The organism is Diaphorobacter sp. MNS-0, from assembly GCF_019602835.1.
Classification (GTDB): Bacteria; Pseudomonadota; Gammaproteobacteria; order Burkholderiales; family Burkholderiaceae_C; genus Diaphorobacter; species Diaphorobacter nitroreducens.
On the sequence record NZ_CP080761.1, the window covers coordinates 382,723 to 408,383 of the forward strand.

27 protein-coding genes are annotated in these 25,661 nt (G+C 68.4%); 14 read left to right on the forward strand and 13 right to left on the reverse strand.

Annotated features, from left to right (window positions below; translation table 11 throughout):
* Positions 1 to 47 precede the first annotated feature (47 nt).
* From K2L43_RS01850 to K2L43_RS01870, 5 genes are all read right to left on the reverse strand, one after another.
* Positions 48 to 557 (reverse strand): DUF4142 domain-containing protein, encoded by a 510-nt coding sequence (locus tag K2L43_RS01850; protein WP_220638386.1) that lies wholly within the window; start codon positions 555 to 557, stop codon positions 48 to 50.
* Positions 558 to 683: 126 nt separating this feature from the next.
* Positions 684 to 1,451, reverse strand: a complete 768-nt coding sequence (locus tag K2L43_RS01855) for a class II glutamine amidotransferase (RefSeq protein ID WP_011803798.1) — start codon at positions 1,449 to 1,451, stop codon at positions 684 to 686.
* Between the two features lie 33 nt (positions 1,452 to 1,484).
* Entirely contained in the window at positions 1,485 to 1,673 is a 189-nt protein-coding gene (locus K2L43_RS01860) for a 4-oxalocrotonate tautomerase (protein WP_011803799.1), read from the reverse strand.
* Between the two features lie 23 nt (positions 1,674 to 1,696).
* Positions 1,697 to 1,933, reverse strand: a complete 237-nt coding sequence (locus tag K2L43_RS01865; protein ID WP_220638387.1) for a cysteine-rich CWC family protein — start codon at positions 1,931 to 1,933, stop codon at positions 1,697 to 1,699.
* Positions 1,934 to 2,039: 106 nt separating this feature from the next.
* Positions 2,040 to 4,241 carry a malate synthase G gene (locus tag K2L43_RS01870; protein ID WP_220638388.1) on the reverse strand — a complete coding sequence of 734 codons (2,202 nt, stop codon included), beginning with the start codon at positions 4,239 to 4,241 and terminating at the stop codon, positions 2,040 to 2,042.
* A 226-nt stretch (positions 4,242 to 4,467) separates the two neighbouring features.
* Here K2L43_RS01870 and K2L43_RS01875 point away from each other — a divergent pair, with 226 nt between their 5' ends.
* From K2L43_RS01875 to K2L43_RS01885, 3 genes are all read left to right on the forward strand, one after another.
* Positions 4,468 to 5,406 (forward strand): LysR family transcriptional regulator, encoded by a 939-nt coding sequence (locus K2L43_RS01875; protein ID WP_011803802.1) that lies wholly within the window; start codon positions 4,468 to 4,470, stop codon positions 5,404 to 5,406.
* 91 nt (positions 5,407 to 5,497) lie between these two features.
* Positions 5,498 to 6,082: a DUF3016 domain-containing protein gene (locus K2L43_RS01880; RefSeq protein ID WP_220638389.1), complete on the forward strand. Its 585-nt coding sequence runs from the start codon at positions 5,498 to 5,500 to the stop codon at positions 6,080 to 6,082.
* A 40-nt stretch (positions 6,083 to 6,122) separates the two neighbouring features.
* Entirely contained in the window at positions 6,123 to 6,578 is a 456-nt protein-coding gene (locus K2L43_RS01885) for a DUF2214 family protein (protein ID WP_012655401.1), read from the forward strand.
* 100 nt (positions 6,579 to 6,678) lie between these two features.
* Here K2L43_RS01885 and K2L43_RS01890 read toward each other — a convergent pair whose 3' ends face one another.
* Positions 6,679 to 7,011 (reverse strand): PsiF family protein, encoded by a 333-nt coding sequence (locus tag K2L43_RS01890; RefSeq protein WP_012655402.1) that lies wholly within the window; start codon positions 7,009 to 7,011, stop codon positions 6,679 to 6,681.
* A gap of 125 nt (positions 7,012 to 7,136) precedes the next feature.
* On the opposite strand from K2L43_RS01890, the gene argS reads away from it, so the two are divergent.
* From argS to K2L43_RS01945, 11 genes are all read left to right on the forward strand, one after another.
* Entirely contained in the window at positions 7,137 to 8,840 is a 1,704-nt protein-coding gene (argS, locus tag K2L43_RS01895) for an arginine--tRNA ligase (protein WP_220638390.1), read from the forward strand.
* A 12-nt stretch (positions 8,841 to 8,852) separates the two neighbouring features.
* Positions 8,853 to 9,479 carry an SPOR domain-containing protein gene (locus tag K2L43_RS01900; protein ID WP_220638391.1) on the forward strand — a complete coding sequence of 209 codons (627 nt, stop codon included), beginning with the start codon at positions 8,853 to 8,855 and terminating at the stop codon, positions 9,477 to 9,479.
* Positions 9,480 to 9,537: 58 nt separating this feature from the next.
* On the forward strand, positions 9,538 to 10,188 hold the full coding sequence (locus tag K2L43_RS01905) for a thiol:disulfide interchange protein DsbA/DsbL (RefSeq protein ID WP_011803808.1): 651 nt from the start codon (positions 9,538 to 9,540) through the stop codon (positions 10,186 to 10,188).
* Positions 10,189 to 10,361: 173 nt separating this feature from the next.
* Positions 10,362 to 11,021 (forward strand): lipopolysaccharide transport periplasmic protein LptA, encoded by a 660-nt coding sequence (gene lptA / locus K2L43_RS01910; protein ID WP_041838776.1) that lies wholly within the window; start codon positions 10,362 to 10,364, stop codon positions 11,019 to 11,021.
* Between the two features lie 23 nt (positions 11,022 to 11,044).
* On the forward strand, positions 11,045 to 11,797 hold the full coding sequence (lptB, locus tag K2L43_RS01915) for an LPS export ABC transporter ATP-binding protein (RefSeq protein ID WP_012655406.1): 753 nt from the start codon (positions 11,045 to 11,047) through the stop codon (positions 11,795 to 11,797).
* Positions 11,798 to 11,849: 52 nt separating this feature from the next.
* A complete protein-coding gene (locus K2L43_RS01920) occupies positions 11,850 to 13,427 on the forward strand; it encodes an RNA polymerase factor sigma-54 (protein WP_220638392.1) in 1,578 nt (525 codons plus the stop codon).
* Positions 13,428 to 13,430: 3 nt separating this feature from the next.
* On the forward strand, positions 13,431 to 13,874 hold the full coding sequence (locus tag K2L43_RS01925) for a thioesterase family protein (protein ID WP_012655408.1): 444 nt from the start codon (positions 13,431 to 13,433) through the stop codon (positions 13,872 to 13,874).
* Positions 13,871 to 15,184 (forward strand): class I SAM-dependent RNA methyltransferase, encoded by a 1,314-nt coding sequence (locus K2L43_RS01930; protein WP_220638393.1) that lies wholly within the window; start codon positions 13,871 to 13,873, stop codon positions 15,182 to 15,184. Before K2L43_RS01925 ends, K2L43_RS01930 begins: the two co-directional genes overlap by 4 nt.
* Positions 15,174 to 15,659 carry a putative toxin-antitoxin system toxin component, PIN family gene (locus K2L43_RS01935; protein WP_220638394.1) on the forward strand — a complete coding sequence of 162 codons (486 nt, stop codon included), beginning with the start codon at positions 15,174 to 15,176 and terminating at the stop codon, positions 15,657 to 15,659. The genes K2L43_RS01930 and K2L43_RS01935 overlap by 11 nt, the downstream gene beginning before the upstream one ends.
* Positions 15,647 to 16,948: a UDP-N-acetylglucosamine 1-carboxyvinyltransferase gene (locus tag K2L43_RS01940; RefSeq protein WP_220638395.1), complete on the forward strand. Its 1,302-nt coding sequence runs from the start codon at positions 15,647 to 15,649 to the stop codon at positions 16,946 to 16,948. The genes K2L43_RS01935 and K2L43_RS01940 overlap by 13 nt, the downstream gene beginning before the upstream one ends.
* A gap of 482 nt (positions 16,949 to 17,430) precedes the next feature.
* Positions 17,431 to 18,261: a YecA family protein gene (locus tag K2L43_RS01945; RefSeq protein WP_220638396.1), complete on the forward strand. Its 831-nt coding sequence runs from the start codon at positions 17,431 to 17,433 to the stop codon at positions 18,259 to 18,261.
* Positions 18,262 to 18,490: 229 nt separating this feature from the next.
* Here K2L43_RS01945 and K2L43_RS01950 read toward each other — a convergent pair whose 3' ends face one another.
* The 7 genes from K2L43_RS01950 to apaG all read right to left on the reverse strand — a co-directional run bounded on the left by K2L43_RS01950 (position 18,491) and on the right by apaG (position 25,567).
* Positions 18,491 to 19,030 (reverse strand): CinA family protein, encoded by a 540-nt coding sequence (locus K2L43_RS01950; protein ID WP_220638397.1) that lies wholly within the window; start codon positions 19,028 to 19,030, stop codon positions 18,491 to 18,493.
* A 5-nt stretch (positions 19,031 to 19,035) separates the two neighbouring features.
* Positions 19,036 to 19,566, reverse strand: coding sequence for a phosphatidylglycerophosphatase A (locus K2L43_RS01955; RefSeq protein ID WP_011803818.1), 531 nt, complete (start codon positions 19,564 to 19,566; stop codon positions 19,036 to 19,038).
* Between the two features lie 63 nt (positions 19,567 to 19,629).
* On the reverse strand, positions 19,630 to 20,604 hold the full coding sequence (thiL, locus tag K2L43_RS01960) for a thiamine-phosphate kinase (protein ID WP_011803819.1): 975 nt from the start codon (positions 20,602 to 20,604) through the stop codon (positions 19,630 to 19,632).
* Between the two features lie 15 nt (positions 20,605 to 20,619).
* On the reverse strand, positions 20,620 to 21,744 hold the full coding sequence (locus K2L43_RS01965) for a YbdK family carboxylate-amine ligase (RefSeq protein ID WP_220638398.1): 1,125 nt from the start codon (positions 21,742 to 21,744) through the stop codon (positions 20,620 to 20,622).
* Positions 21,734 to 22,999, reverse strand: coding sequence for a cation:proton antiporter (locus tag K2L43_RS01970; RefSeq protein WP_011803821.1), 1,266 nt, complete (start codon positions 22,997 to 22,999; stop codon positions 21,734 to 21,736). Before K2L43_RS01970 ends, K2L43_RS01965 begins: the two co-directional genes overlap by 11 nt.
* A gap of 181 nt (positions 23,000 to 23,180) precedes the next feature.
* Positions 23,181 to 25,163, reverse strand: a complete 1,983-nt coding sequence (locus K2L43_RS01975; protein WP_220638399.1) for a site-specific recombinase — start codon at positions 25,161 to 25,163, stop codon at positions 23,181 to 23,183.
* A complete protein-coding gene (gene apaG, locus K2L43_RS01980; RefSeq protein WP_172205582.1) occupies positions 25,160 to 25,567 on the reverse strand; it encodes a Co2+/Mg2+ efflux protein ApaG in 408 nt (135 codons plus the stop codon). Before apaG ends, K2L43_RS01975 begins: the two co-directional genes overlap by 4 nt.
* Between the last annotated feature and the right edge of the window lie 94 nt (positions 25,568 to 25,661).

A 25,661-nucleotide genomic window follows, 5' to 3' on the forward strand; every position in this document is an offset into this window, starting at 1 on the left:
CGCCTCCCTCCCATGGGTGGCGATGCGGCCACCCATCGGCCGGGCCTTCATCGCTTGATGGAAACCGCCAGGTCTTCGGCGTGGTCCTTGTGTGCCTTGAGTTTCGGCAGCGCCTTGAGGGCGAAGGTCTGGATCTCCGGATCGTCTGCGTCTTTGCCGGCCGCCTCGAACAGCGCGATATCGTGGCGGTGGTCGTTAAGGCCCACCTGCGAGAGGAATTCCTGGTCGAATTTCTGGGCCTTGGCGATCTGGTCCAGTTGCTTTTGCTTGTCGCCAGGGCGGGTGGTGGGCAGCGCGACGCCCTTGCGCGCCGCCAAGGCCCGGAGTTCGTCGTTGGCGGCGGTGTGGTCCTTCACCAGCATCGCGCCAAACGATTTCACTTCGTTGGCCGTAGCGCGGTTCTGTGCAAGCTTGCCGGCCTGGACCTCGTAGAGCCCGCCGGTAGCGGCCTGCGTCAGGAATTCGCGGTCTTTCGTGCTGGCATCGGCATGGGCCGCTGCGGCGAGCACCAGTCCGCAGGCTGCGGTCACCAGCCTGGCGGTGCAGATCTTTGGCATGGCTGTCCCCCAAGAAAAAAGGGCCAGTATCGGAACGGCCCTGCGAAGGGGCTGTCGGCCCGTGCTGGAGGGGCGGGTCAGCCGTCTCCTACCGCCACTGCAAGGCGGCTGCGCCGGCCGGGGCGCTCAGGCGGCCTGGCACTGGCCGTCCACGAACACCCGCATCTCCCCCGACTGGAAGGCAGTCCATTGCTCGTTGGAGGTCAGCGGCGCCGTGACGACCACGGCCACCTTGTCGTTGGGCGTGGTGTGCGCGGAGAAGTCCACGCGCAGGTCTTCATCGCACAGCTGGGCCTGCGAGAACGGGTGGCGGCGTTCGATGTAGTACAGGTGGGTGGACGCGTGCGCCCACAGCGCCTGCCCGTTGGACAGCAGGAAGTTGAAGGTGCCGTGGGGCGCAATGCGCGCCGCCAGCTCGCGCAGCGTCAGCGTCAGCTCCTCGATGCTCGGCATGCCGGCGTGGGACTTGCTCAGCTCTTGCATCAGCCAGCAGAACACATGCTCGCTGTCGGTGGTGCCGACCGGGTGGAAGTGCGCGTGCAGGCGCGGACGGAAGTCCTTGAGGTCGCCGTTGTGCGCAAACACCCAGTAGCGCCCCCACAGCTCGCGCACGAAGGGGTGGCAGTTTTCCAGGCTCACCACGCCCTGGGTCGCCTTGCGGATGTGGGCGATGACGTTGCGGCTCTTGATGGGGTAGCGGCGGATCAGCTCCGCCACGGGTGAATCGGTGGCACGCTCATGGTCCACGAAGTGGCGCAGCCCGCGCCCCTCGAAGAAGGCGATGCCCCAGCCGTCCGTGTGGTCGGCCGTGTTGCCGGCGCGTTGCGCAAACCCCGTGAAGCTGAAGGTCACGTCGGTGGGCGTGTTGGCATTCATGCCAAGGAGCTGGCACATGGGCGATCGGCCTGTGGTGCGTTGGAGGGCGGCTTACTGCCGGTCCAGCCAGAGCTTGCCGCCCGTGGCCCAGTTCTCGCGCTTCACGTCCGTGATCAGGATGTCCACCGACTCGGGGGAGCCCCCCAGGATTTCGACGGACACGCGCGTGATCTCCTCGACCAGCTTGCGCTTTTGCTCGACGGTGCGGCCTTCCATCATCTCGATGTGGTACGTGGGCATGGTGTTGGGATTCCGGTTGGGGTTTAGGGACGGGGAAGGATAGGCGCCGGGGCCTGCGGCGCAGCGGGCTCTTCGCGGGCACACAGCGGGCAGATGCACGCGCGGCCGCGCGCCTCGGCGGGCAGGCGCGCCAGCGCGTCGCGCGAAACGCTCTCGTGCATGCACCAGCATTGCTGCGCCGGCAACCCGGCGGCCACGGCACAACCGTTGGATTGGCCGCACAGCGGGCAGTGCGTGGCGGTGGGAGCGGCGGTGGGCATGGGGGAGAGTGTACGAAAGCACAACGGCACCCGCGGGTGCCGTTGTGGTCAAAATGGCCCCTGGCGCCCGTCCATCAAGCGCTAGCGGCTATTATTTGAATAGCAGTCAAGCCTTCTTCTGCGCGGCCTTCACCTTCTGGCGCCAGGCGTGCAGCAGCGGCTCGGTGTAGCCGCTGGGCTGCTCTACGCCCTTGAACACCAGGTCGCAGGCGGCCTGGTAGGCCATGGACTCGGCAAAGCGGCCGTGCATGCGCTGGTACAGCGGGTCGCCGCCGTTTTGCTGGTCCACCTTGGCGGCCATGCGCTCGAACGTGGCGCGCACCTGGCCTTCGGTCACCACGCCGTGCAGCAGCCAGTTGGCCACGTGCTGGCTGGAGATGCGCAGCGTGGCGCGGTCTTCCATCAAGCCGATGTCGTTGATGTCCGGCACCTTGGAGCAGCCCACGCCCTGGTCGATCCAGCGCACCACGTAGCCCAGGATGCCCTGGATGTTGTTGTCCAGCTCCTGCTGCTTCTCCACGTCGGACCAGTTCGGGTTGCTGCTCACGGGTACGGTGAGCAGGCCGGTCAGCAGGTTGTCGCGCTCGGCCTCGGCGTCCACCTTCAGCAGCTCGGCCTGCACGGCGGCCACGTTGACCTGGTGGTAGTGCAGCGCGTGCAGCGTGGCGCCCGTGGGGTTGGGCACCCAGGCCGTATTGGCACCGGCCTTGGGATGGGCGATCTTCTGCTCCAGCATGGCCTTCATCAGGTCGGGCGCGGCCCACATGCCCTTGCCGATCTGCGCGCGGCCGGACAGGCCCATGGACAGGCCCACCAGCACGTTGTTACGCTCGTAGGCCTGGATCCAGGCGCTGCTCTTCATGTCGCCCTTGCGGATCATGGGGCCGGCCTGCATGGCGGTGTGCATCTCGTCGCCCGTGCGGTCCAGGAAGCCGGTGTTGATGAAGGCCACGCGCGCCGGAGCGGCGGCAATGCAGGCCTTCAGGTTCACGCTGGTGCGGCGCTCTTCGTCCATGATGCCCAGCTTCACGGTGTTGGCGGGCAGGCCCAGCACCTGCTCCACGCGGGCGAACAGTTCGTTGGCAAATGCCACTTCGGCCGGGCCGTGCATCTTGGGCTTGACGATGTAGACGCTGCCGGTACGGCTGTTGCGGATGCCGCCCGCGCCACCCTTGAGGTCATGGATGGCGATGGCCGTGGTGACCATGGCGTCCAGGATGCCCTCGGGGATCTCCTTGCTCTCGCCACCCCACAGGATGGCGGGGTTGGTCATCAGATGCCCCACGTTGCGCACGAACATCAGCGAGCGGCCGTGCAGCTTCACGGGCTTGCCGTCGGCGCCGGTGTATTCGCGGTCGGGGTTCAGGCCGCGCGTGACCTGCTTGCCGCCCTTGTCGAAGGTGTCGGTCAGCGTGCCCTTGAGGATGCCCAGCCAGTTGCTGTAGCCCAGCACCTTGTCCTCGGCGTCCACGGCGGCCACGGAGTCTTCCAGGTCCAGGATGGTGGACAGCGCAGCTTCCACCACCACGTCGGCCACGCCGGAGGCGTCGCCCTTGCCGATGGGGGTGTTGCGGTCGACACGGATGTCGATGTGCAGGCCGTTGTTCACCAGCAGCACGGACGATGGCTCGGCCGCATTGCCCTGGTAGCCCACGAACTGGGCCGCGTTCTTCAGGCCGGTGGTGGCACCGCCCTGGAGCGTGACGGCCAGCTTGCCGCCCTCTACCTTGTAGGCCGTGGCGTCCTTGTGCGAGCCGCTGGCCAGCGGGGCCGCCTGGTCCAGGAAGTCGCGTGCGAATGCGATGACCTTTGCGCCGCGCACGGGGTTGTAGCCCTTGCCCTTCTCGGCGCCGCCTTCTTCGCCGATCACGTCGGTGCCGTACAGCGCGTCATACAGCGAGCCCCAGCGCGCGTTGGCGGCGTTCAGGGCGTAGCGTGCGTTCAGGATGGGCACCACCAGCTGCGGGCCGGCCTGGATGGCCAGCTCGGCATCCACGTTGGTGGTGGTGGCCTGCGCACCCTTGGGGGGCTCGACCAGGTAGCCGATCTGGCTCAGGAAGGCGCGGTAGCCTGCCATGTCCTGGATGGGGCCCGGGTTGGCCTTGTGCCAGGTGTCCAGTTCCTTTTGCAGGCGGTCGCGTTCGGCCAGCAGGGCCGCGTTCTTGGGCGCCAGGTCGGCCACGAGGGCATCGAAGCCCTTCCAGAAGGCGGCCGGCTCGACGCCGGTGCCCGGCAGCACCTGCTCGTTGATGAAGGCGTGCAGTTCGTTGGCCACCTGCAGGCCGTGGACGTGGGTACGTGCGGTCATGAGAAACCCCCTAGCGGTAATTGAAAAGCCGTGGCCCATGGCGGAGCCTTGCATGCCACTGTATTGGAAATATTTCCATTAATAAATCGCGCACATATCTCTTAACCAATGACTTTTTTGCAAAGGTTGGCACACTCCGCATGGGGAGTACGGTGCGTGCTTTCATGAAATTGATAGCTGCTTGCGCTTGCTGTATAAGGCTTGGAGCCTGATTTGGCTTGTATTCATGGACAAACTCAAAGCGTTCGAGTCATTCGTGTCGGTGGCCACGCGGGGCAGTCTCACCGCCGCCGCCAAGGCCGAGGGCGTGGCCCCGGCCATCATGGGGCGGCGCCTGGACGCGCTGGAGGAGCACCTGGGCGTGAAGCTGCTGGTGCGCACCACGCGGCGCATCTCGCTCACGCACGAGGGCAGCGCCTTTCTGGAGGACTGCCAGCGCCTGCTGTCCGACGTGGCCAACGCCGAGGCCAGCGTATCCGCCGGCGGCGTGAAGGCCACGGGGCATCTGCGCGTCACTGCGCCCGCGGGCTTTGGCCGGCGCCATGTGGCGCCTCTGGTGCCGCGCTTTCATGACCTGCACCCCGAGGTGACCCTCTCGCTGAACCTGAGCGACCGCGTGGTGGACCTGGCGGGCGAGGGCTACGACTGCGCCGTGCGCGTGGGCGACCTGCCCGACTCGTCCCTGGTCAGCGTGCGCATGGCGGACAACCGTCGCCTGTGCGTGGCCACGCCCCAGTACCTGCAGCGGCGCGGCACACCCACCCACCCGGGCGAGTTGGCGCAGCACGACTGCCTGACCCTCTCCAGCGATGCCTCGCAGACGCGCGGCTGGGCGTTTCGCGTGCCGGTGGCCGGCGGTGGTGGTGCCACCGAGGTCGTGCACTTCAAGCCCGGCGGGCCCCTCGATTGCTCCGACGGCCAGGTACTGCACGACTGGTGCCTGGGCGGCTGGGGCATCGCCTGGCGCAGCACCTGGGAGGTGGAGTCCGAGATCGCGGCCGGCCGCCTGGTGGCGGTGCTGGAGGAGTTCGCCGCGCCGCCCAACGGCATCTATGTCGTCTTTCCCCAGCGCAAGCACCTGCCGCTGCGCGTGCGGCTGTGGATCGAGTACCTGAAGCACCATTACGCGCAGCCCGAATTCTGGGCACGGCCCGCCTCTGTCTGACATGAACGCGGGGCACAATGCCGCGGCATTCCTCCCGCCGGGCCGCCATCATGCCGGGGCCGTACGAACGGCCCACCGTACAGGAGCTTTCATGCGCATTCCCGTTCTTTCTGTTCTCCCCGCGTTGCCCGCCGCTCGCTGGATGCTGGCCGTCATGGCGCTGGCCCTGGTCGCCGGCTGCGCCTTGCCCGCCCGGCACGCGGAAACCACGCCGCGCGCGCACGGGGCGCCGGCCGGCATGGTCAGCGTCACCTATGCCGATCCAGCCGGCTTTGCCGAGGCGCGCGAGCAAACCCCGCACGAGCCCGCCGCGGCCCGGCGTGCCTGGATGGATGCGCTGTGCGAGCACTTGGCCGAGCGCGTGGCCGCAGCCTTGCCGGAGGGCGAGCGCGCCGAGGTGCACATCACCGACGTGCGACGCGCCGGTGCATTCGAGCCCGCGGCGGGGGCCACCGCCCAGGCGGTGCGCGTGGTGCGCGACGTGCATCCGCCGCGCATCGCGCTGGAGTTCAAGCGCCTCTCGCCTGACGGCCGTACCTTGGCCGAAGGCAGTCGCACGCTGCCGGGCTTGGCATTCCAGATGCGCGGGGACCGCTATCCTGGCGACAAGCTGCGCCACGAAAAGACGCTGATCGATGATTGGGTGGCGCGGGAATTCCCCGCGCGCCGCCCCTGACCTGTTTGCGCCGCACGCGCACCCTGCCGAAAGGAAACCCGTGACCACCGAAGCCTTGCTCGCCTATGCCCACATCATGGCCTTCCTCATGGCCGCTACCTTCCTCGCCAGCGAAACCGCGCTGTGCCGCAAAGAGTGGATGAACGCGGCCGCAGTCGAGCGGCTGGCGCGGGTGGACATGCTGTACGGTATCTCGGCGCTGCTGGTGCTGGCCACCGGGCTGGCGCGCACCTGGTGGGGCATAAAGGGCGGGGCGTGGTACTGGTCGCAGCCGCTGCTGCATGCCAAGGTCACGTTGTTCGTGGTGATCGGGCTGATGTCCATCGTCCCGACCATGCGCTTCCTGCGTTGGCGCCGCGCGGTGCGCGCCGGCGGCGCGCTGCCCTCGGATGACCAGGTGCGCAGCACGCGCCGCCTGGTGATGATCGAGGCCCATCTGCTGGCGCTGATTCCGCTGTTGGCCGTCTTCCTGGCACGCGGCGTGGGCACGCGCTGAGCGCCGAGGGAAGGGCAAAAAAAGAAACCCCGCGGGCGGCAGGCGCGCGGGGTTTGCTCGTGCAGGCCCGATGGGCGGGCCCGTGCGGTGTGTCGGTCTTTTAGCTGGCCGCGCCGCTCAGGCACTCTTTCATGAAGGCCTTGCGGGCGTCGCCCTTGAGGTTCTTCGCACCGGCGTCCGCGTTGCAGCTCTTCATCTTGTCCTGCTGGGTGGACGCCTTGTTGCCGCTCAGGCACTCCTTCATGAAAGCTTTGCGCTCGTCGCCCTTGAGGTTCTTGGCGCCGGCGTCGGCATTGCAGGTCTTCATGCGCGTCTGCTGCGCCGTGGGCGCCTTGGCGGGGGCGGAGGCGCCGGCCGCGGGGGCGTCCGCAGCGTGTGCGGCGAACGAAAGGGCAAAGCCGGCAGCGGCCAACAGGGGAAGCAGTTTCTTCATGTAATGCTCCTGCAAAAAAGGAAAAGGTGAATGCGCCCGCCGGCAACGCAGTGCCCCACGGGCCACCCAGCATAACGCCGGGCGGTCACGAATGGATGACGGGTCGGCCCGTAGAATCCGCCCCCATGCTCTCCGTCAAACAGGAATTGCTCGCGGCGCTGGCCGACGAGCTGGAAAAGGTGTCGCCCGGCGCAGGCAGCCGCGCGGCCTTCGAATCTCCCAAGGTCGCTGCTCATGGCGACCTCGCGTGCACGGCCGCCATGCAGCTGGCCAAGCCCCTCAAGCAAAATCCCCGCGCACTGGGCGAACAGCTACAGGCCGCGCTGGAGGCCACGCCCGCGTTCCAAAAATGGGTGCAGGCCATCGAGATCGCCGGCCCCGGTTTTCTGAACATCCGCCTCAAGCCCGCCGCCAAGCAGCAGGTGGTGCACGAGGTGCTGGCGCAAGGCGCGCAATATGGCTACCAGCCGGCGCGCGGCGAGAAAGTCCTGGTGGAGTTCGTCTCCGCCAACCCCACCGGCCCGCTGCACGTCGGTCACGGCCGCCAGGCCGCCATCGGCGACGCCATCAGCCATCTGTACGCCACCCAGGGCTGGAGCGTGCACCGCGAGTTCTATTACAACGACGCGGGCGTGCAGATCGACACCCTCACCAAGAGCACGCAACTGCGCGCCAAGGGCTTCAAACCGGGGGATGACTGCTGGCCCACCGACGCGGACAACCCGCTGGCCAAGAATTTCTACAACGGCGACTACATCCAGGACATCGCCGATGCCTTCCTCGCCAAGGCCACCGTCCAGGCCGATGACCGCGCGTTCACGGCCAATGGCGATGTCCAGGATTACGAGAACATCCGCCAGTTCGCCGTGGCCTACCTGCGCAATGAGCAGGACAAGGATCTGCAGGCCTTCAACCTCCAATTCGACCAGTACTACCTGGAGTCCAGCCTCTACGCCAACGGCCATGTGGACGCTACCGTGCAGCGCCTCGTCGCCAACGGCAAGACCTACGAGCAGGACGGCGCGCTGTGGCTCAAGTCCACCGACTACGGGGACGACAAGGACCGCGTCATGCGCAAGCAGGACGGCACGTACACCTACTTCGTGCCTGACGTGGCCTACCACATCCAGAAGTTCCAGCGCGGCTTCACCAAGGTGGTGAACATCCAGGGCACGGACCACCACGGCACCATCGCGCGCGTGCGCGCCGGCCTGCAGGCGGCGGACGTGGGCATCCCCCAGGGCTACCCCGACTACGTGCTGCACACCATGGTGCGCGTGGTGCGCAATGGCGAGGAGGTCAAGATCAGCAAGCGCGCCGGCAGTTACGTGACGCTGCGCGACCTGATCGAGTGGACCAGCAAGGACGCGGTGCGTTTCTTCCTGCTGTCGCGCAAGCCCGACACCGAATACACCTTCGACGTCGACCTGGCCGTGGCGCAGAACAACGACAACCCCGTGTATTACGTGCAGTACGCCCATGCGCGCATCTGCTCGGTGCTGCGCGGCTGGCGCGAGGACTACGACGTGGCCGCGCTGCGCGATGTGGACCTGTCGCCGCTGGAAGGCCCGCAGGCCCAGGCGCTGATGCTGCTGCTCGCCAAGTATCCGGAGATGCTCACCGCGGCCGCGGCCGGCAATGCGCCGCACGACGTGACCTTCTACCTGCGCGACCTGGCTGCCGCCTACCACAGCTATTACGACGCCGAACGCATTCTGGTGGACGACGAGACCGTCAAGCAGGCGCGGCTGGCGCTCGTCGCAGCCACAGCGCAGGTATTGCACAATGGATTGGCGGTGCTGGGCGTGTCTGCGCCAGCCAGAATGTAAGTGACCACTGATATGAAGAAACAGCAACGCGGCGGCACCATCGTGGGCTTCATCCTCGGGGTGATCGTGGGCCTGGGAGTCGCGCTGGCCGTGGCCGTGTATGTGACCAAGGTGCCCGTGCCCTTCCTGAACAAGAGCACGCCGCGTGCGTCCGAGCAGGACGAGGCCACGAAGAACAAGAACTGGGACCCCAACGCGCCGCTGTACGGCAAGAACCCTGTGCGCCCCGCTGCGCCGGCTGCCGCTCCCGCGTCCGACACCGCGACCGCAGCAGCCCAGCCTGCGTCGGGCTCGCGGGCGGCGGCCAGCCGGCCCGGCGCGGCACCGACGTCGGCCGACCCGCTGGGCGACCTGGCCCGCGCGAAGGCCAACGCGGCGCCCGCTCCCGCGACCAGTGCCGATCCTTTCGAGTACTTCGTGCAGGCGGGCGCGTTCCGCACCCAGCAGGATGCCGATGCGCAGCGCGCCAAGCTGGCCATGCTGGGCTGGGAGGCGCGCGTCAGCGAGCGTGAGCAGAACGGCCGCACGGTGTTCCGCGTGCGCGTGGGCCCGTTCGGCAAGCGTGACGACGCCGAGTCGCTGAAGGAAAAACTCGATGGCGCGGGGGTGGAGTCCGCGCTGGTCCGGGTGCAGCGCTGAACTTTTGCCCGCGCTGGCGCTCACAACCCTCCATACTGTCCAGGAGTGATCCCAACCTATGAAACGCCGTGAGTTTTCTCTGACCGTCGCCTCCGCGGCCACCGCCCTGAGCCTGCCGCTGGCGGCGCCCGCACTGGCGCAAGGCCGCCAGTTCAAGGAAGGCAAGGACTACGTCAAGCTGGGCAAGCCCGTCGCAACCGAGGCACCTGCCGGGAAGATCGAAGTTATCGAGTTCTTCTGGTACAGCTGCCCGCACTGCAATACGTTCGAGCCTTCGCTGGAGGCCTGGATCAAGTCGGCGCCTAAGGACCTGCACATCCGCCGCGTGCCCGTGGCGTTCAATGCGAGCTTCGTGCCGCAGCAAAAGCTCTACTACGCGCTGGAAGGCATGGGCAAGCTGCCCGAGCTGCATGCGAAGGTGTTCCGTGCGGTGCACGTGGAACGCCTGCCGCTGAACAAGGACGAGCTGATCTTCGACTGGATCGGCAAGCAGGGCGTGGACGTGGCGAAGTTCAAGGAGGTCTACAACTCCTTCACCGTATCCAACCAAGTGCGTAAGGCGTCGCAGCTGCAGGACGGCTACCAGGTCGAGGGTGTGCCCTCCATGGGAGTGGCCGGCCGCTACTACACCGACGGCACCATGGCGGGCAACATGCAAAGCGTTCTGCAGGTGGTGGAGCACTTGGTTGGCGTAGCGCGCAAGGGCTGAAGCGCCCCGCCGCCACCAGCGACAAGCGCGCCTACGGGCGCGCTTTTTTCATGCCTGCGCACCGGTTGGCGCGGCGGCATGGCAGCCGGTGGCAGGCCTGTACGGGTTGATGCGATCCACTGCGGCGGCGGCGCGCTTGCGTCAGTACAATGACCGCAAGATTCGTGCCCTCTATGAGAACCCGATTGCCCTTCCTCCTCCTGTCCCGCGCCGCAGCGCTGGCCCTGGCGCTGGCCGCATCGCCGCTGGTGCACGCCGAAAAAGCCGACCGCAACAAGCCCATGAACATCGAGGCGGATGCCCTGCGCCACGATGAGCTCAAGCAGACCAGCGTTTTCACCGGCCGTGTCGTCATGACCAAGGGCACCATCGTGCTGCGCGGCGCGCAGCTGGAGGTGCGCCAGGATGCCGACGGCTTCCAGTACGGTGTGGTGACGGCCGAGCCGGGCAAGCGCGCCTTTTTCCGGCAAAAGCGTGACACCGCGCCGGGCGCGCCCGACGAGTTCGTCGAGGGCGAGGGCGAGGTCATCGAATACGACGGCCGCGCCGACGTGGTGAAGCTCATCCGCCGCGCCGAGCTGCGCCGCTACCGCGAGGCCACACTGACCGACGAGCTGGCCGGCGCCCTCATCGTCTACAACAACCTCACGGACGTGTTCACCGTGGACGGGCAGAAGACCGCGCCCGCTGGCGCCACTGCCGGCACGCCGGGCGGCCGGGTGCGGGCGGTGCTCGCGCCCAAGGAGCCTGCATCGGGCACCAGCGCCACGCCGCCCGTGCGCACCGAGCCGCCCGCGCTGCGTACTAGCCCCAGCCTGGACGGCGCGAAGTGAGCGCGGGCTTGGACGATGCGCGCATGAGCGAAGGCGTCAGCCGCCTGGAGGCGCTGCACCTGGAGAAGTCCTACGGCAGCCGCAAGGTGGTCAAGGACGTGTCCGTGGTCGTGCAAAAGGGCGAGGTGGTGGGCCTATTGGGCCCCAACGGCGCCGGCAAGACCACGTCGTTCTACATGATCGTCGGCCTGGTGCGCAGCGATGGCGGCCGCATCAGCATCGACGGGCAGGACGTGACGGACATGCCCATCCACCGGCGCTCGCGGCTGGGCCTGTCGTACCTGCCGCAGGAAGCCTCGATCTTTCGCAAGCTCAATGTCGAAGACAACGTGCGCGCGGTGCTGGAGCTGCAGACCGACGAGGCCGGCCGCTCCCTGCCGCGCGCCGAGGTGGAGCGGCGCCTGACCGCGCTGCTGCAGGAACTGCGCGTGGACCACCTGCGCAAGTCGCCTGCACTGGCGCTGTCGGGCGGCGAGCGCCGGCGCGTGGAGATCGCGCGCGCGCTGGCCACGCAGCCGCGCTTCATCCTGCTGGACGAACCCTTCGCCGGCATCGACCCGATCGCCGTGATCGAGATCCAGCGCATCATTGGCTTTCTCAAGGCGCGCGGCATTGGCGTGCTGATCACCGACCACAACGTGCGTGAGACGCTGGGCATCTGCGACCACGCCTTCATCATCAGCGACGGCCAGGTGCTGGCACAGGGCACGCCGTCGGACATCGTCGACAACGCGGAAGTGCGCCGGGTGTACCTGGGCGAGCACTTCCGCATGTGAGAGTGATGGGCGACCACGGCACGATGCAGGACCAGACAGCGGGTTGCAGGCCATGAAGCCCGGCCTGTCGCTGCGCGTCTCGCAGCACCTGGCGCTCACGCCGCAGCTGCAGCAGTCGATCCGCCTGCTGCAGCTGTCCACGCTGGAGCTGGCCCAGGAGGTCGAGCAGATGCTCGACGAGAACCCCTTCCTGGAGCGCACGCTGGAAGAGGCCCCGCGCGAGGAGTTCGGCCTGGCCCAGGCTGATGCGCCGGTGAGCGAGCAAGACCGCGAAGCCGAGGATGCTATTTATTCAGGAGCTGTCAGCGCAGGACAGGAAAGCGCTACAAGCCAAAATGATGCAGAAACCTCCACCGCCGAAACGACGGCCGAACCCGCGGACTGGGAAGGCGACGGCTCGGTAGACCTGGCGCCCGACGACAGCGAGTGGGGCGGCGACGCCCCGGCGCGCAACGGTGCCGGCGCGGGGAGCGACGACGAGGTGGACGCCACCGAGCTGGCCCGCAGCCAGGAGTCGCTCACGGCCTTCCTGCACCGCCAGGCGCTGGCGCTGCGCCTGTCCGAGCTGGACATGGCCGCGCTGCGCTTCCTCATCGAATCGCTGAACGACGACGGCTACCTGGACGAGTCGCTGCAGGACCTGGCCGCCAGCCTGGCGGGCACCGAAGACCCCGAGCAACTCGATGAATTGGTGCACCGCTTCACCGTGGCGCTGCGCCTGCTGCAAAGCCTGGAGCCCGCGGGCGTGGGCGCGCGCGGACTGGCCGAATGCCTCACGCTGCAGTTGCGTGCGATGGACCAGGACGAAGAGGGCGACCCCGACGTGATCCAGGCCGCGCTGGCCATCTGCGGCCAGCCGCTGGACCTGCTGGCCAAGCGCGACGTGCGCCGCCTGGCGCAGGCCTGCGGCACCAGCGAAGAGCGCACGCGCGCCGCGATGGCCTTGATCGCGCGGCTGGAGCCACGCCCGGGCAGGCGCTTTGCCGACGTGGACCGCAACATCATCGTGCCCGACGTGATCGTCAAGAAAACCGGCCGCGGCGGACAGCAGAACTTCAGCGTGCAGCTCAACCCGGACGTGATGCCGCGCCTGCGCGTGCACGACATCTACGCCGGTGCGTTGCGCGGCGGCCGTGGCGAAGGCCACCAGGCGCTGCAGGCACGGCTGCAGGAGGCGCGCTGGTTCATCAAGAACATCCAGCAGCGTTTTGACACCATCCTGCGCGTGTCGCGCGCCATCGTGGAGCGGCAGAAGAACTTCTTCGTGCATGGCGAACTGGCCATGCGCCCGCTGGTGCTGCGCGACATTGCCGATGAACTGGGCCTGCACGAGTCCACCATCAGCCGCGTGACCACCGCCAAGTACATGGCCACGCCGCAAGGCACCTACGAACTCAAGTATTTCTTCGGCTCGGGGCTGGGCACCGAAACCGGCGGCAACGCCTCCAGCACGGCCGTGCGCGCGCTCATCAAGCAGTTCATCGCGGCCGAGAACCCGCACAAGCCGCTGTCGGACAGCCAGATCGCCGAGATGCTCAAGGAGCAGGGCATTGAATGTGCGCGCCGCACCGTGGCCAAATACCGTGAGGCGCTCAAGATCGCCCCGGCCAACCTCCGCAAGGCACTTTGAACCATGGCACGCGTCGTCTTCGACCTTCCCCCGCACTTCGGCTTCAGTACCGAGCTGCAGATCTACATCAGCCATGTCAACCAGGGCGGGCACCTGGACAACGCGCAGTTGCTCAGCCTCGTGTCCGAGGCGCGCGTGCGTTTCTTCAAGTCGCTGGGCTACCCCGAGGCCGACGTGGCGGGCCTGTCCACCGTGGTGGGCGACATCGTGGCGCAGTACAAGTCCGAGGCGTTCCACGGCGAGACGCTGCGCGTGGAGATGACGCCGCAGGACTTCAACCGCTACGGCTTCGACCTCGTCTTCCGGTTGACCGAGAAGAGCCAGGGGCGCGAGATCGCGCGCGGCAAGACCGGCATCGTCTTCATCGACCGTGCGGCCCGCAAGCCCGCACCCATTCCTGAATCCGTGCTCCAGCCATTGCTGCAGCGCGCAGCACAGCCGCAATGAACCAGCTTCAACTCTTTTTGCCCTGCGCCGCTGGCGTGGAGGGCTACCTAGCCGACGAGGTGCACAGCCTCACGGGGCTGGCCGGGCAGGACCTGCTCGTGGGCCGCGCGGGCGTGCTGCTGCGCGCCTCCTGGCGCGACGCGCTGCGCCTGAACCTGCACAGCCGCCTGGCGCAACGCGTGCTGGTGCAACTGGCCGAGCGGCCCTACCGCAACGAGGACGACATCTATGCCGCCGCGGCCGACGTGGCCTGGGAGATCTGGTTCACCCCGCGCCAGAGCTTCAAGGTGGAGGTGACGGCGCAGCACAGCCCGCTCAAGAGCCTGAACTTCGCCGCGCTGCGCGTGAAGGATGCCGTGGCCGACCGCTTCCGCGCCAAGGCCGGCGTGCGCCCCGACGTGCAGACGCAGTGGCCCGACGTGCGCGTGCACCTGCACCTGACCAGCGACCGCGCCCAGATCTACATCGACACCTCGGGCGAGCCGCTGTTCAAACGCGGCTGGCGCGAGGACAAGGGCGACGCGCCGCTCAAGGAAACGCTGGCCGCCGCCATGATCGCCGCCACCGGCTGGGACCCGCATGGCGAGCAGCCGCTGCCGCTGTACGACCCCTGCTGCGGCAGCGGCACCGTGGTCATCGAGGCCGCGCAGATCGCCTGCCGCATCGCGCCGGGCCTGCAGCGGCGCTTTGCCTTCGAGAAGCTATTGCCGCACCAGGCGCATGTCTGGTCTGCTATCAAGGATGAAGCGGCCAGCGCCGTTACCGCGGCTTCGGTGCCGATTTTTGGCAGCGACGTGTCGCACCGCATGGTGGACTTTGCCCAGCGCAATGCCGTGCGCGCCGGCGTGGCCGACGCGGTGCAGCTGCGCGGCGGCGACGCGTTGCAGCGCATGCCGCCCAGTGAACAACCCGGGGTGATGCTGCTGAATCCGCCGTATGGCGAGCGCATCGCCGCGGCCGGCACGGCGGGGCGCAATGCGCGTGAGCGCATGTCCACGGTCGAGCGCATGGGCCGCGAGACGGCGCAGACCGAGGACGGCGTGGACTTCTTCGCGCAGTTGGCCGCGCACTGGAAGAAGCACTACGCCGGCTGGCAGGCCTGGATGCTCACGCCCGACCTCAAGCTGCCCGGCAAGATGCGCCTGAAGGAGTCGCGCCGCGTGCCGCTGTGGAACGGCCCCATCGAATGCCGCCTGTTCCGCTTCGACCTCGTGGCGGGCGCCGTGCGGGATCGGCCGCGCGCCGGCCACACGGGGGAGGGCGGCGCGGCCAACGGTGCGCCGGTCGGCGGAGCCTCGGATGCGTCCTGAGCTGCGCCTGCCCGCCGTGGCGCCGGCGGGCGAGAGCGCGCGTGCCGTGGTGCTGGACACCAACATCGTGCTCGACCTGTTCATCTTCGCCGACGCGGCCGTGGCCACCGTGCGTGCGCTGCTGCATGCCCAGCGCCTGGACTGGATTGCCACGCAGCACATGCGGGACGAGCTGGAGCGCGTGCTGCAGTACACCCACCTGCAGCCGCGCATGGCGTATTACGGCGTGGGCGCAGGTGACGTACTGACGGCGTTCGACGCGGGCGTGCGCCTGGTCGAGGTGGCGCCGCGCGCGCCCTGGGCCTGCAAGGACGCGGACGACCAGAAGTTCATCGACCTGGCGGTCGCGCACCGCGCCATCATCGTGTCCAAGGACAAGGCCGTGCTTTGCATGCGAAAAAGGCTGTTGACGCAGGACACGCATGCGGTGGCAGCTATTGTTTTTGAAGAGATTTGCGAACCATGTCCAACCTGATCGTGCATGGCGGCACGCCGCTGCGTGGCCGCGTCACCCCCTCGGCCAACAAGAACGCGGTGCTGCCCGTGCTGTGCGCCACGCTGCTCACGCGCGCGCCGCTGCGCCTCGTGGGCGTGCCCGACATCACCGACGTGCGCAAGATCCTGGAGATTTTCCGCACCCTGGGCAGCGAGGTGCGTTGGGACCATGCCAGCGCCACGCTGGAACTGCACCACCAGGCCACGCATTTCGACGCCGCCACGCACCGCCTGCCCGAGGAGATGCGCTCGTCCATCATGCTGGTGCCGCCGCTGCTGGCGCGCTTCGGCGTGGCGCGGCTGGAGGACAACGTGAAGGGCTGCACCCTGGGCGTGCGCGAGATCGACCCGCATGTGGAGGTCTTTCGCAGCTTCGGCGGCCAGGTGGAGCGGGCCGAGGGCTCGCTGCTGGTGCGCCGCGTGGGCATGCTCACGCCGGTGCACCACTGGCTGGACTATGCCTCGGTGACCACCACCGAGAACTTCGTGTTGTGCGCCGTAGCCGCTCAGGGCACCTCCACGCTGACCAACGCAGCGTCCGAGCCGCACGTGCAGGAGTTCTGCCGCTTCATGCAAATGCTGGGCGCGCAGATCGAGGGCGTGGGCACCTCGCGGCTTACGGTGCATGGCGGCGGCGAGCTGGGGGGCGGTGAATTCCGCTTTGCCGAGGACTTTCACGAGATCACTACCTTCCTGGCGCTGGGGGCCATCACCGGCGGCGACGTGGTGGTGAAGAACAGCGCACCGGAGAACTTCCCGCTGATCGACCGCACGTTTGCCAAGTTTGGCGTGCGCGTGGAGCACCGGGACGGCTGGTCGCGCGCCTTCGTGGACGGGCCGCTCACGGTGCAGACGCCCTTCACCGCCAACGTGCTGACCAAGGTGGAGGCAGCACCCTGGCCCTATTTCCCCGTGGATCTGCTGCCGATCTTCATCGCGCTGGGCGTGCGCGCGCAGGGCAACGCCATGTTCTGGAACAAGGTGTACGACGGCGCTTTAGGCTGGACGGGCGAGCTGTCCAAGTTTGGCGCGCATGTGTACCAGTCCGACCCGCACCGCATCGTCACCTTCGGTGGCGGGCAACTCGCGCCGGCGGTGGTGGAGAGCCCCTACATCATCCGCGTGGCGATCGCGCTGTTCATGGTGGCGGCCAGTATCCCGGGGCGCTCGGAGATCCGCAACGCCACGCCCATCCGCCGCGCGCACCCGCACTTTGTGGAGAACCTGCGCAGCCTGGGGGCCCGGGTGGAGTGGACGGCAGAGGAGTAGCCGCGCCCTGATCGCCCCAGCCTTCGCTGCGCTGCAGCACAAAAGTGGATTGTGGTTTATACTTATGCCCAAGGGTTAACACTTAGTGGTTAACCCGGTGTTGGTCGGCGTATGAGATGCGCGCCGTTCCGCACCGGATGAGCATCTCAGTCAGGAAACCACACCATGCGCGAAGCCGTCCGTCTGATCCTCGAGTTCATCCAAGAAGCCCGCGAGGCCCATCTGGAAATCGCCAGCCAATAAGGCTGGGTGGGCCGCCCAGACGGCCCTTTGGTACCGACCGCTGCGCCCCATTGCCTTGGCATGGGGCGTTTCTGTTTTTAAGGCCAAATCAAGCTCTAGCGCTTGTGTGATAAGCGCGAGCAGCTATTAATACAATAGCTAGCACGCAACCTGCGGCGTTACACTGCGCGCCTCGGTCCTCCTGGGGCCCCGTTTCTCCTCCTCCTTAGCCCGCGGGTCCAAGCCCCGCCCGATTCCGCATGAACGCCACCTCCGATACCCCCGCATCCGCCGCCGTCCCCGCCCTGGGGCCGGATGAACTGGACGAACTCGACAGCCTGCTGGACGACCTGCGCACGCGTGAGGAAGATGTGCCGCAGTGGGAGTTCTGCGACGGCTTCCTGACGGCGCTGGTCTGCACGCGCCGCTCCGTGCCCGCGGCGGAATGGTTGCCCATGCTGCTGGGCGACGGCCTGGAGCTGGACGTGGCCGAAGGCGAGCCCCTGCCGCTGGTACCCACGTTCAAGGACCTGGCGCAGCAGGAGCGCTTTCTTGCCTTGTGGGAGCTGCGCCGCGCCGAGGTGCAGGCGCAACTGGACGAGCAGGCCGAATCGCTGGACGCCGACAACGCCTTCCAGCCCGAGGTGATCGACATGCGCGGCGCCATCGCCAGCCTGCCCGAGGAGGAGCGCGCCGAGATGGCGGGGCAGGAGATTCCTTCCTTCGGCCAGGTCTGGGCGCTGGGCTTCATGTTCGCCGTGGAGAACTGGCCCGAGGACTGGGCCACCCCACGCGACAAGGAAGCCGCCCAGTGGCTGGACGGCGCGCTTGAATCCATCGTCGCCCTCACCGAGGACGACACCGGCAAGCCCGAGATCTGCATGTACGCCGAGGACGGCCCGCCCAGTACCAGCCAGGAGCGCCTGGAGGTCTTTGGCGAGGCCATCTGGGGCGTGTACGACCTGCGCCAGCTCTGGCGCAGCCTGGGTCCGCGCCAGGAAACCCTCGTCAAGGGCGAGCAGCCCGGCCGCAACGACCCCTGCCCCTGCGGCAGCGGCAAGAAGTACAAGAAGTGCTGCGGCGCGGCTTGACGCGGCTGTGAACAGGTGTGGCTGGCCTGGCACGGCCTTGCCTGGTGTAGCTGGCCTGGCGCGGCCCGGCCTGACGCGGCTCGGCCTGACGCGGCCCGGCCTGGCGCGGCCCGGCCTGACGCGGCACGGTTCGACTCGCCGGCATTGAGTGGGCGGCACGCAGCCGGTGGCCCGGTATTGCGCTCTGGGCCTGCCCAGGTGCTACGGCGCCGCCAGGCCCAGTGGGACGTCAGGAGCGCGAGGGGGCGGGCGCCTGGGCCAGCAACTGCGCCAGCCGTCCTAGCGCGTGGCGCACCGTGGCGGCGCGCACGGCGGCGCGGTCTCCGCCAAAGCGCCGCAGTTCCGAATGGGTGGCGCCCGCCACGCACCAGCCGAACCACACCGTGCCCACCGGCTTGTCCGGGCTGCCGCCCGTGGGGCCGGCCACGCCCGTCACGGCCACGCTGACCTGCGCGGCGCTGTGGCGCACTGCGCCCTCGGCCATGGCGCGGGCCACGGGCTCGCTCACGGCGCCGTGGGCCGTGATGAGATCGGCGGGCACGCCCAGCAGCGCGGTCTTGGCGGCGTTGGAATAGCTGACGAAGCCGCGCTCGAACCATTGGCTCGACCCCGACAGGTCGGTGCAGGCCGCGGCGATCAGGCCGCCGGTGCAGCTCTCGGCCGTGGCCAGCATCCAGCCGCGTGCGAGCAGGGCCGTGGAGATATGAATCAAATCGGCCTCCAGCGCTCGTCCATCAAGCGCTGGCAGCTCTATTTTTGATAGTTCCATGGCATTCACCCGAACCAGTGGCGCCACAGCGCGATCACCAGCAGCGTGCAGAACGCGGCCACCAGGTCGTCCAGCATGATCCCCAGGCCGCCGCGCCAGCCGAAGCCCTTGAACAACCGGTCGGCCCAGGCCACGGGGCCGGGTTTGGCGGCATCGAAATAACGGAACAGCGCAAAGGCGGCGAGCTGGCCCCAGAAGCCCATGGGCATGGCCAGCCACAGCACGATCCAGATCGCGACGATCTCATCCCACACGATGTGGCCGGGGTCTGCCACGCGCATGTGGCGTGCGGTGACGGTGCAGGCCCACCAGCCCAGCAGCAGCGACAGCGCGATCAGCAGCCCCATGCCGCGCGGCGTGAGCCACAGTTGCAGCACCAGGAACGCCAGCCACCCCCACAGCGTGCCCACCGTGCCCGGTGCCACACGCGACAGTCCGCTGCCAAAGCCCAGCGCGATGCAGTGCGCGGGGTGCACGAACAGAAAGCGGCGCAGGGCGTGGGGCGGCAGCGGGGTGGGGGGGGGCGTATCGGGCATGGGCGGCAAGGATGCAAGGGCCGACCGATGCTACCAGCGGCGCCGGCCCGGTAGCGGGAGCGGTCAGGCGAAGTGGTCGAACGAGGCGAAGTGTTGCGCCACGGGCTGCCCCTGGCCGTCCACTACACGCAGGCCGGGCGCGGGCTCGACGCGGCCGATGCGCGTGGCGCGCGTACCGCTGGCCTGCGCGGCGGCCTGCACGGCGGCCTGCTGTGCGGGAGGGGCGGTGAAGACCAGTTCGTAGTCGTCGCCGCCGGCCAGCGCGCATTGCATCAGCGTTTGTGCGTCAAAATCGGCTGTAGCGCCCGCCTGTTGGGCGCTAGCAGCTAGTAAATTGGTAGCAACGGTGGCGTCCACGCAGGCGCCCACGCCCGAGGCCTTCAGGATGTGACCCAGGTCGCCCAGCAGGCCATCGCTCACGTCGATGGCGCTGCTGGCCACGCCGCGCAGCGCCAGACCCAGCGCCACGCGCGGTGTGGGCTGCTCCAGCCGTGGGCGCAACTGCTGCAGGGCGGCGGGCGGCAGCGCCAGGCGGCCGCGCAGCGCATCCAGCGCCAGGCGCGCCTCGCCGGGCGTGCCGCTCACGTAAATGTCGTCGCCCACCCGCGCACCGCTGCGCAGCAGGGCCTGGCCCGTGGGCACTTCGCCGAACACGGTGACGCAGAGGTTCAGCGGCCCCTGCGTGGTGTCGCCACCGACCAGCTCGCACTGGTGCGCGTCGGCCAGCCGCAGCAGGCCGTCCGCAAACGCCTGCAGCCAGGGCGCATCCACGCGCGGCAACGCCAGCGCCAGCGTGAAGGCCAGCGGCCTGACGCCGCAGGCGGCCAGGTCCGACAGGTTCACCGCCAGCGCCTTGTGGCCCAGGTGCGCGGGGTCCACGTCGGCAAAGAAATGGCGGCCCTCGACCAGCATGTCGCTGGATACGGCCAGCTGCATGCCGGGCGTGACCGACAGCAGCGCGCAGTCGTCGCCCACGCCCAGCGCCGCACGGCGCACCGGGCGCGTGAAATAGCGCGCAATCAGGTCGAACTCACCCATGGGCGGCTGCCGCGTTCAGATGTCGTGCCCGCGAAAGCGCAGCGCGGCCTGGCGGCTGACCTCGGCCAGCAACTGCTCTTCGCGCTGGCGCTCGCGCAGCCAGCGGGCGTCGTTCTGGCCCAGCGCGGTCTCACCGCGCAGCATGTGCAGCGCACCCGATGCGCCATGCGTGCCGGCGTAGCGCGCCACGTGGTCCAGCGTCTGCAGGATGTGGTCGCGCAGCGGCATGTGGTCGCCGCTGGCGGGGTCAACGTACACCGCGTCCAGCCCGAAGCGGCAGGCCTGGAAGCGGTTGTAGGTGTAGACGAGGTAGTCGTCCTCGGCGGGGGTGAAGGGCTGCTCCGCCAGGAACCACGCGGCCAGCGACTGCACGTAGCCGGCCAGGGCCGCGGCGCGCTCGATGGTGAGCGGCGTGTCGAACACGCGGATCTCGATGGTGCCGTACTCGGGCTTGGGGCGGATGTCCCAGTAAAAGTCCTTCATGCTCTTGACCACGCCGGTGCGCGTCATTTTGTTGAAGTACTGCTCGAACTCGCTCCAGGTGAGTACGCAGGGCGCGCGGCCCGACAGCGGGAACGCGAACACCGAGTTGAGGCGCGCGGAGTCGAACTGCGTGTCCTGCGCCTGCACGTACGGGCTGGAGGCCGACAGCGCGATGAAGTGCGGGATGTAGCGGCTCATGCGGTGCAGCATGAGCAGGGCGGAGTCGGCGTCGGGGCAGCCGATGTGCACGTGCTGACCGAAGATGGTGAACTGCTTGGACAGGTAGCCGTACAGCTGCGACAGCTCCTGAAAGCGCGGCTTGTCGTAGATGCGCCGCTCGTGCCATTGCTGGAAGGGGTGCGTGCCGCCGCCGACGACGGCGATGTTGAGCTTGTCCGCGCTCTTGACCAGCGCGTCGCGGATCTGCGTGAGCTGGCCCAGCACCTCGGAGCTGCTGTGGCACACGCCGGTGGAGATCTCGATCATGCTGTTGGTCATCTCGGGCACCACGCTGCCGGGCAGCGGCACCTTCTTCATGATGCGCAGCATGTCCTCGGCGTAGGGCGCGAGGTCGTAGTCGTTGGTGCTCACGAGCTGCAGTTCCAGCTCGACGCCCAGCGTCAGGGGCTCGGAATGGTGGAAGGCTTCAAGACTCACGTTGGGTGTCTCCGGTGTTGCTGCCGCGGCTGCTCAGGGGCGCCCAGGGCTTGGAGCTTTCGCCCGCGCGGTAGATGGCCACGGTGGCGATCACTGCGCCCAGCACTTCCATCACCAGGATGGCCGGCAGGGCGATGCGCGCGATCAGGTGGCCCGTGGAGGCCGAGGCCACCACGAACTGCGAGGCCACCAGCAATGCGATGGCCGACATCGGCGCCATGGCGCAGCTCAGCCACAGGGCCTGGCGCCAGCTGGCGCCACTGCCCACGTTGCCCACGCCCACGCCCAGCGCCTTGGCCAGCAGGCGCACGAAGATCAGCGCCAGCACGGCGCCGACCACCGGGCCGCTCCAGTCGGCCTGCGCGGCGACGGTGGAGACGAGCACGAACATCAGCATCGTCAGCAGCGAAGAGGCGGTGCCCATCTGCCGCGGCCAGGCCCAGGGGCGCGGGTGCAGTTGCTTGAGCAGCATGCCGCCCAGCAGCGCGGCCAGCGGGGCCGAGCCGCCCATGTGCGCGGTGACGGCGGTGCTGGCGGCGATCAGGGCCATCAGCAGCATGGAGGTGTTCTCGCTCGTCGGGCTCATCACGCGCAACGCCAGGCGCAGGATGAGCGACAGCAGTGCACCCACGGCCACAGAAACGCCCAGCACCACCAGCGCGGGATACAGCGTGCCCACCAGGCCCACGCCGGGGCGGTTGATGAGCTCGGCCTGCGCGCTGCCCAGCGCCAGCGCATACAGGGACGACAGCGTTGCGAGCACCACGGCACGGTCGGTCACGGGGCCGGCGGCGCGCGTGTCGGACACCACGCGCGTCAAAACCGCCGGTGATGCCGCCATTGCGACCAGGGCCAGCGGGCCGGCGGCGCGCTCGGGTACGTCGAACCACAGCATCGTCCAGTACACCGCGAAATAGGTGAAGGCGGACTCCGCGATGCTCTGCACCAGCACCATGGGGTTATGGCGGAACCAGCGCAGCGGAATGCGACCGCCCGCCTCGAACAGCACCACGGCCACGCCCAGCTCCACCAGGAACAGGCCAATGCCCTGCAGCGGCCACACGGCGCCGCCAAAGCCCAGCAGGCCCACGATGGTGCCCACGAGCGTGTAACCCACGACCTTGGGCAGGCCGCTGTAGCGTTGCACCAGATAGCCCGTGATGGAGGCCACGGCCAGCAGCAGCGACCACTGCACCGTGGGCAACCCCGCCGATGGGCGCAGCCACTGCGCCCAAAAGCTCATCAGCTCATTCATTGTTGTAGATCCTCTGTCTCGTGCGGGCAGGCCCGCTGGATGCCCGGGCGCAGCCTGCCCCAAGGGTGCGCGCTGCGGCTGCGTGGAACGTGACTACGTTCCCAGGCTGTTAACTGAATGTATCTGCAGCGGTCGCGTTGCTTCTGTAGGACGGCGCGCAGCCTGTGGTGGGCGCACCTTATCAGACGGTGCGGCGCGGGGGCAGGAAAAAGCCCAGCGGCGCGCTGCGCCAGCGCGCCAGCAGCGCGCGGTAGATGCGCGCGCGGTCCACGCTGCCCACGTTGTGCGCACGCAATGCCAGGCGGAACGCCAGGTAGAAGCTGACGAGGACGTTGAGCGCACCGTTGAAGGGCACCATGGCCACGGCCCACCAGAAAGCCGGCTGGTGCAGCACGTCCATGCCCAGCGTGGCGCTGGCCACGCCGATCTGCCCGGTGGACAGCGTAACGTGGCGCACATCCAGGCCCAGCCCGAAGAACGCGGCAAAGGCCGGCGTGAGCCCCAGCATGAAGCCGAGCGAAATGTTGGCCGCAAAGCCCGAGATGTTGCCCCGCAGGAAGCGCGCCCAGCGGGCGGCGCGTGCAGCACCCAGCATGTGCGTGATGCGCGGGTTGTACTGGATGGCAGAGTCCAGCCGGCGCAATACGAACCAGTTCTCCACCCAGCCAGCGAAAATGCTGGACGCGAACAGCAGCACGCCGGTGAAGGCCGCGAACAGCAGCGAGGGGCCCAGCAGGTGCAGCGACTGCAGCACGTGTTCCGCCTGGGCCGTGCCGATGGCCGGCTGCCCGAGCATCTGCGCGATGAGCAGCGCCAGGGCGAGCGCCGCGGGGAACACCAGCAGCACGTTGCCCAGCACGGCGGCCACCTGCGAGCGCACGAGATGCGCGACCTCGTCCACGAAGGATTCCAGCCCCTGCGCCTCGTCCAGGTCCTTGAGCTTGGCGGCCATGGCGGGTGCCGTCATGGCGGGCTGCTTGGTGGCCACCGTGAAGTGCAGCAGCTGGATCAGCACGAAGCTGACGGCGTAGTTCACGCCCGCCATGAAGCCGCCCCAGAACGCGGACAGCGCCAGCGCGTACAGCCCGAACTTGGCCAGCGTGGTGAAGGCCATCACCAGCCCGCCACCCGCCGCCTTGCGCACCATGGCCAGGTATTCGCCCGCCGTGCGGGTGATGTAGTGCTCGCCCGTCTCGGCGCTGCGCTCGGCGACCTTGGCCGCCAGCATGGACGAGTTGGACGCCACCAGCGCACGCAGGCTGCGCCGCTCGCGCCCCACGGTCACCAGGCGCGCAAGGAACTTGGCCGCCGCCACGGCGGGGCGGGGCGACAGCAGGCATTCCAGCAGCTCGCGCACGCGCAGGATGCGCTCGCGCAGCTGGCGCAGGCGAAACACCAGGCCCACGGAGATGCCGTTGTCCTCGAAGTGCGCATACACCGTGTTGGTGGCGGCGCGGCAGGCGTCCAGGCGCTCGCGCAGGCGCTGCACGGCTTCCTGTAGGCGGTCGCCGGTGCGCAGCGGGTGCTCCACCTCCACGCGCAGGCTCTCCACATCGCGGATCAGCGCATGAAAGGGCTGGGCCTCGCGCGCCTCTTCGCTCATGCGCAGACGCAGCTCGGGCGCAAAGCCGGTGGACAGGATCTGCCCGGCGCAGTAGGTGATGGCGTCCAGCAGCGCGCGCTGCCAATGGCTGGCGCCGCCCTGCTCGCTGGCGGGCACCAGCACGGCCAGCAGGCGGCCCAGCAGGGTTTCGTCCAGCGACGCCAGCCAGCGCGCGTCGAAATCGCTAGGCAGCGCCAGCATGAACAACTCCGACGCATCCAGCGTTTCGGGGCTGGAGGGCAGCAGTTTGTAGCGCACGCGCTCGGCCAGCTCGCTGGCCATGGAGGTGCGCTGGGCAAAGCCGAAGTCCGCCAGCAGCGTGGTGATGTCCACCTGCTGCGTGAGCGCTGCCCACCAGGCCTGCAGCCGCACCTGGATGTCGGGCGAGCGTTCCGCCGCTTCGACCAGCAGGGCCACGCGGCCTGCGGCGCCCTCTGTGGACTGGCCGTCGCCGCGCACCCAATCCAGCACGGCGATGAGTTGCAGGTGCCGCTGTGCCAGCGGTGCGGTCGGGTCGATCCCGGCGAGCAGCTGCGCCAGGTCAGGGCCGCTGCGGCTCAATGCAGCACCCTTGCCGCCATGGGCTGGCCCGGTTGGCCGGGCGAGAAGGCCTCCAGCACGAACAGCTCGATCGGACAGGTGAACGGCTCACCATCCTCGGCCACGCAGAAATAGCTGCCGTGCATGCTGCCGCTGGCGGTGCGCAGGCGGCAGCCGCTGGTGTACTGAAATGCCTCGCCGGGCTTGAGCAGCGGTTGTTGGCCCACCACGCCCAGGCCCTTGACCTGCTCGGTGTGGCCATTGGCGTCGGAGATGATCCAGTGGCGTGAAATCAGCTGCGCGGTCACGTCGCCCGTGTTGGTGATCGTGATGGTGTAGGCAAAGCTGTATACGCCTTCGTCGGGCGCGGACTGGTCGGGAAGGTACTGCGGCTGCACCTGCACCTGGAACTGGTATTTCGGCATCGTGCAATGGTAGCGGCGATGGTGAGTCCCGTGCCGCACAAGGACCCGCTCCGGCTGTGCCCGGCATGCGACCGTCGCGCTGCAGCGGCGTCAA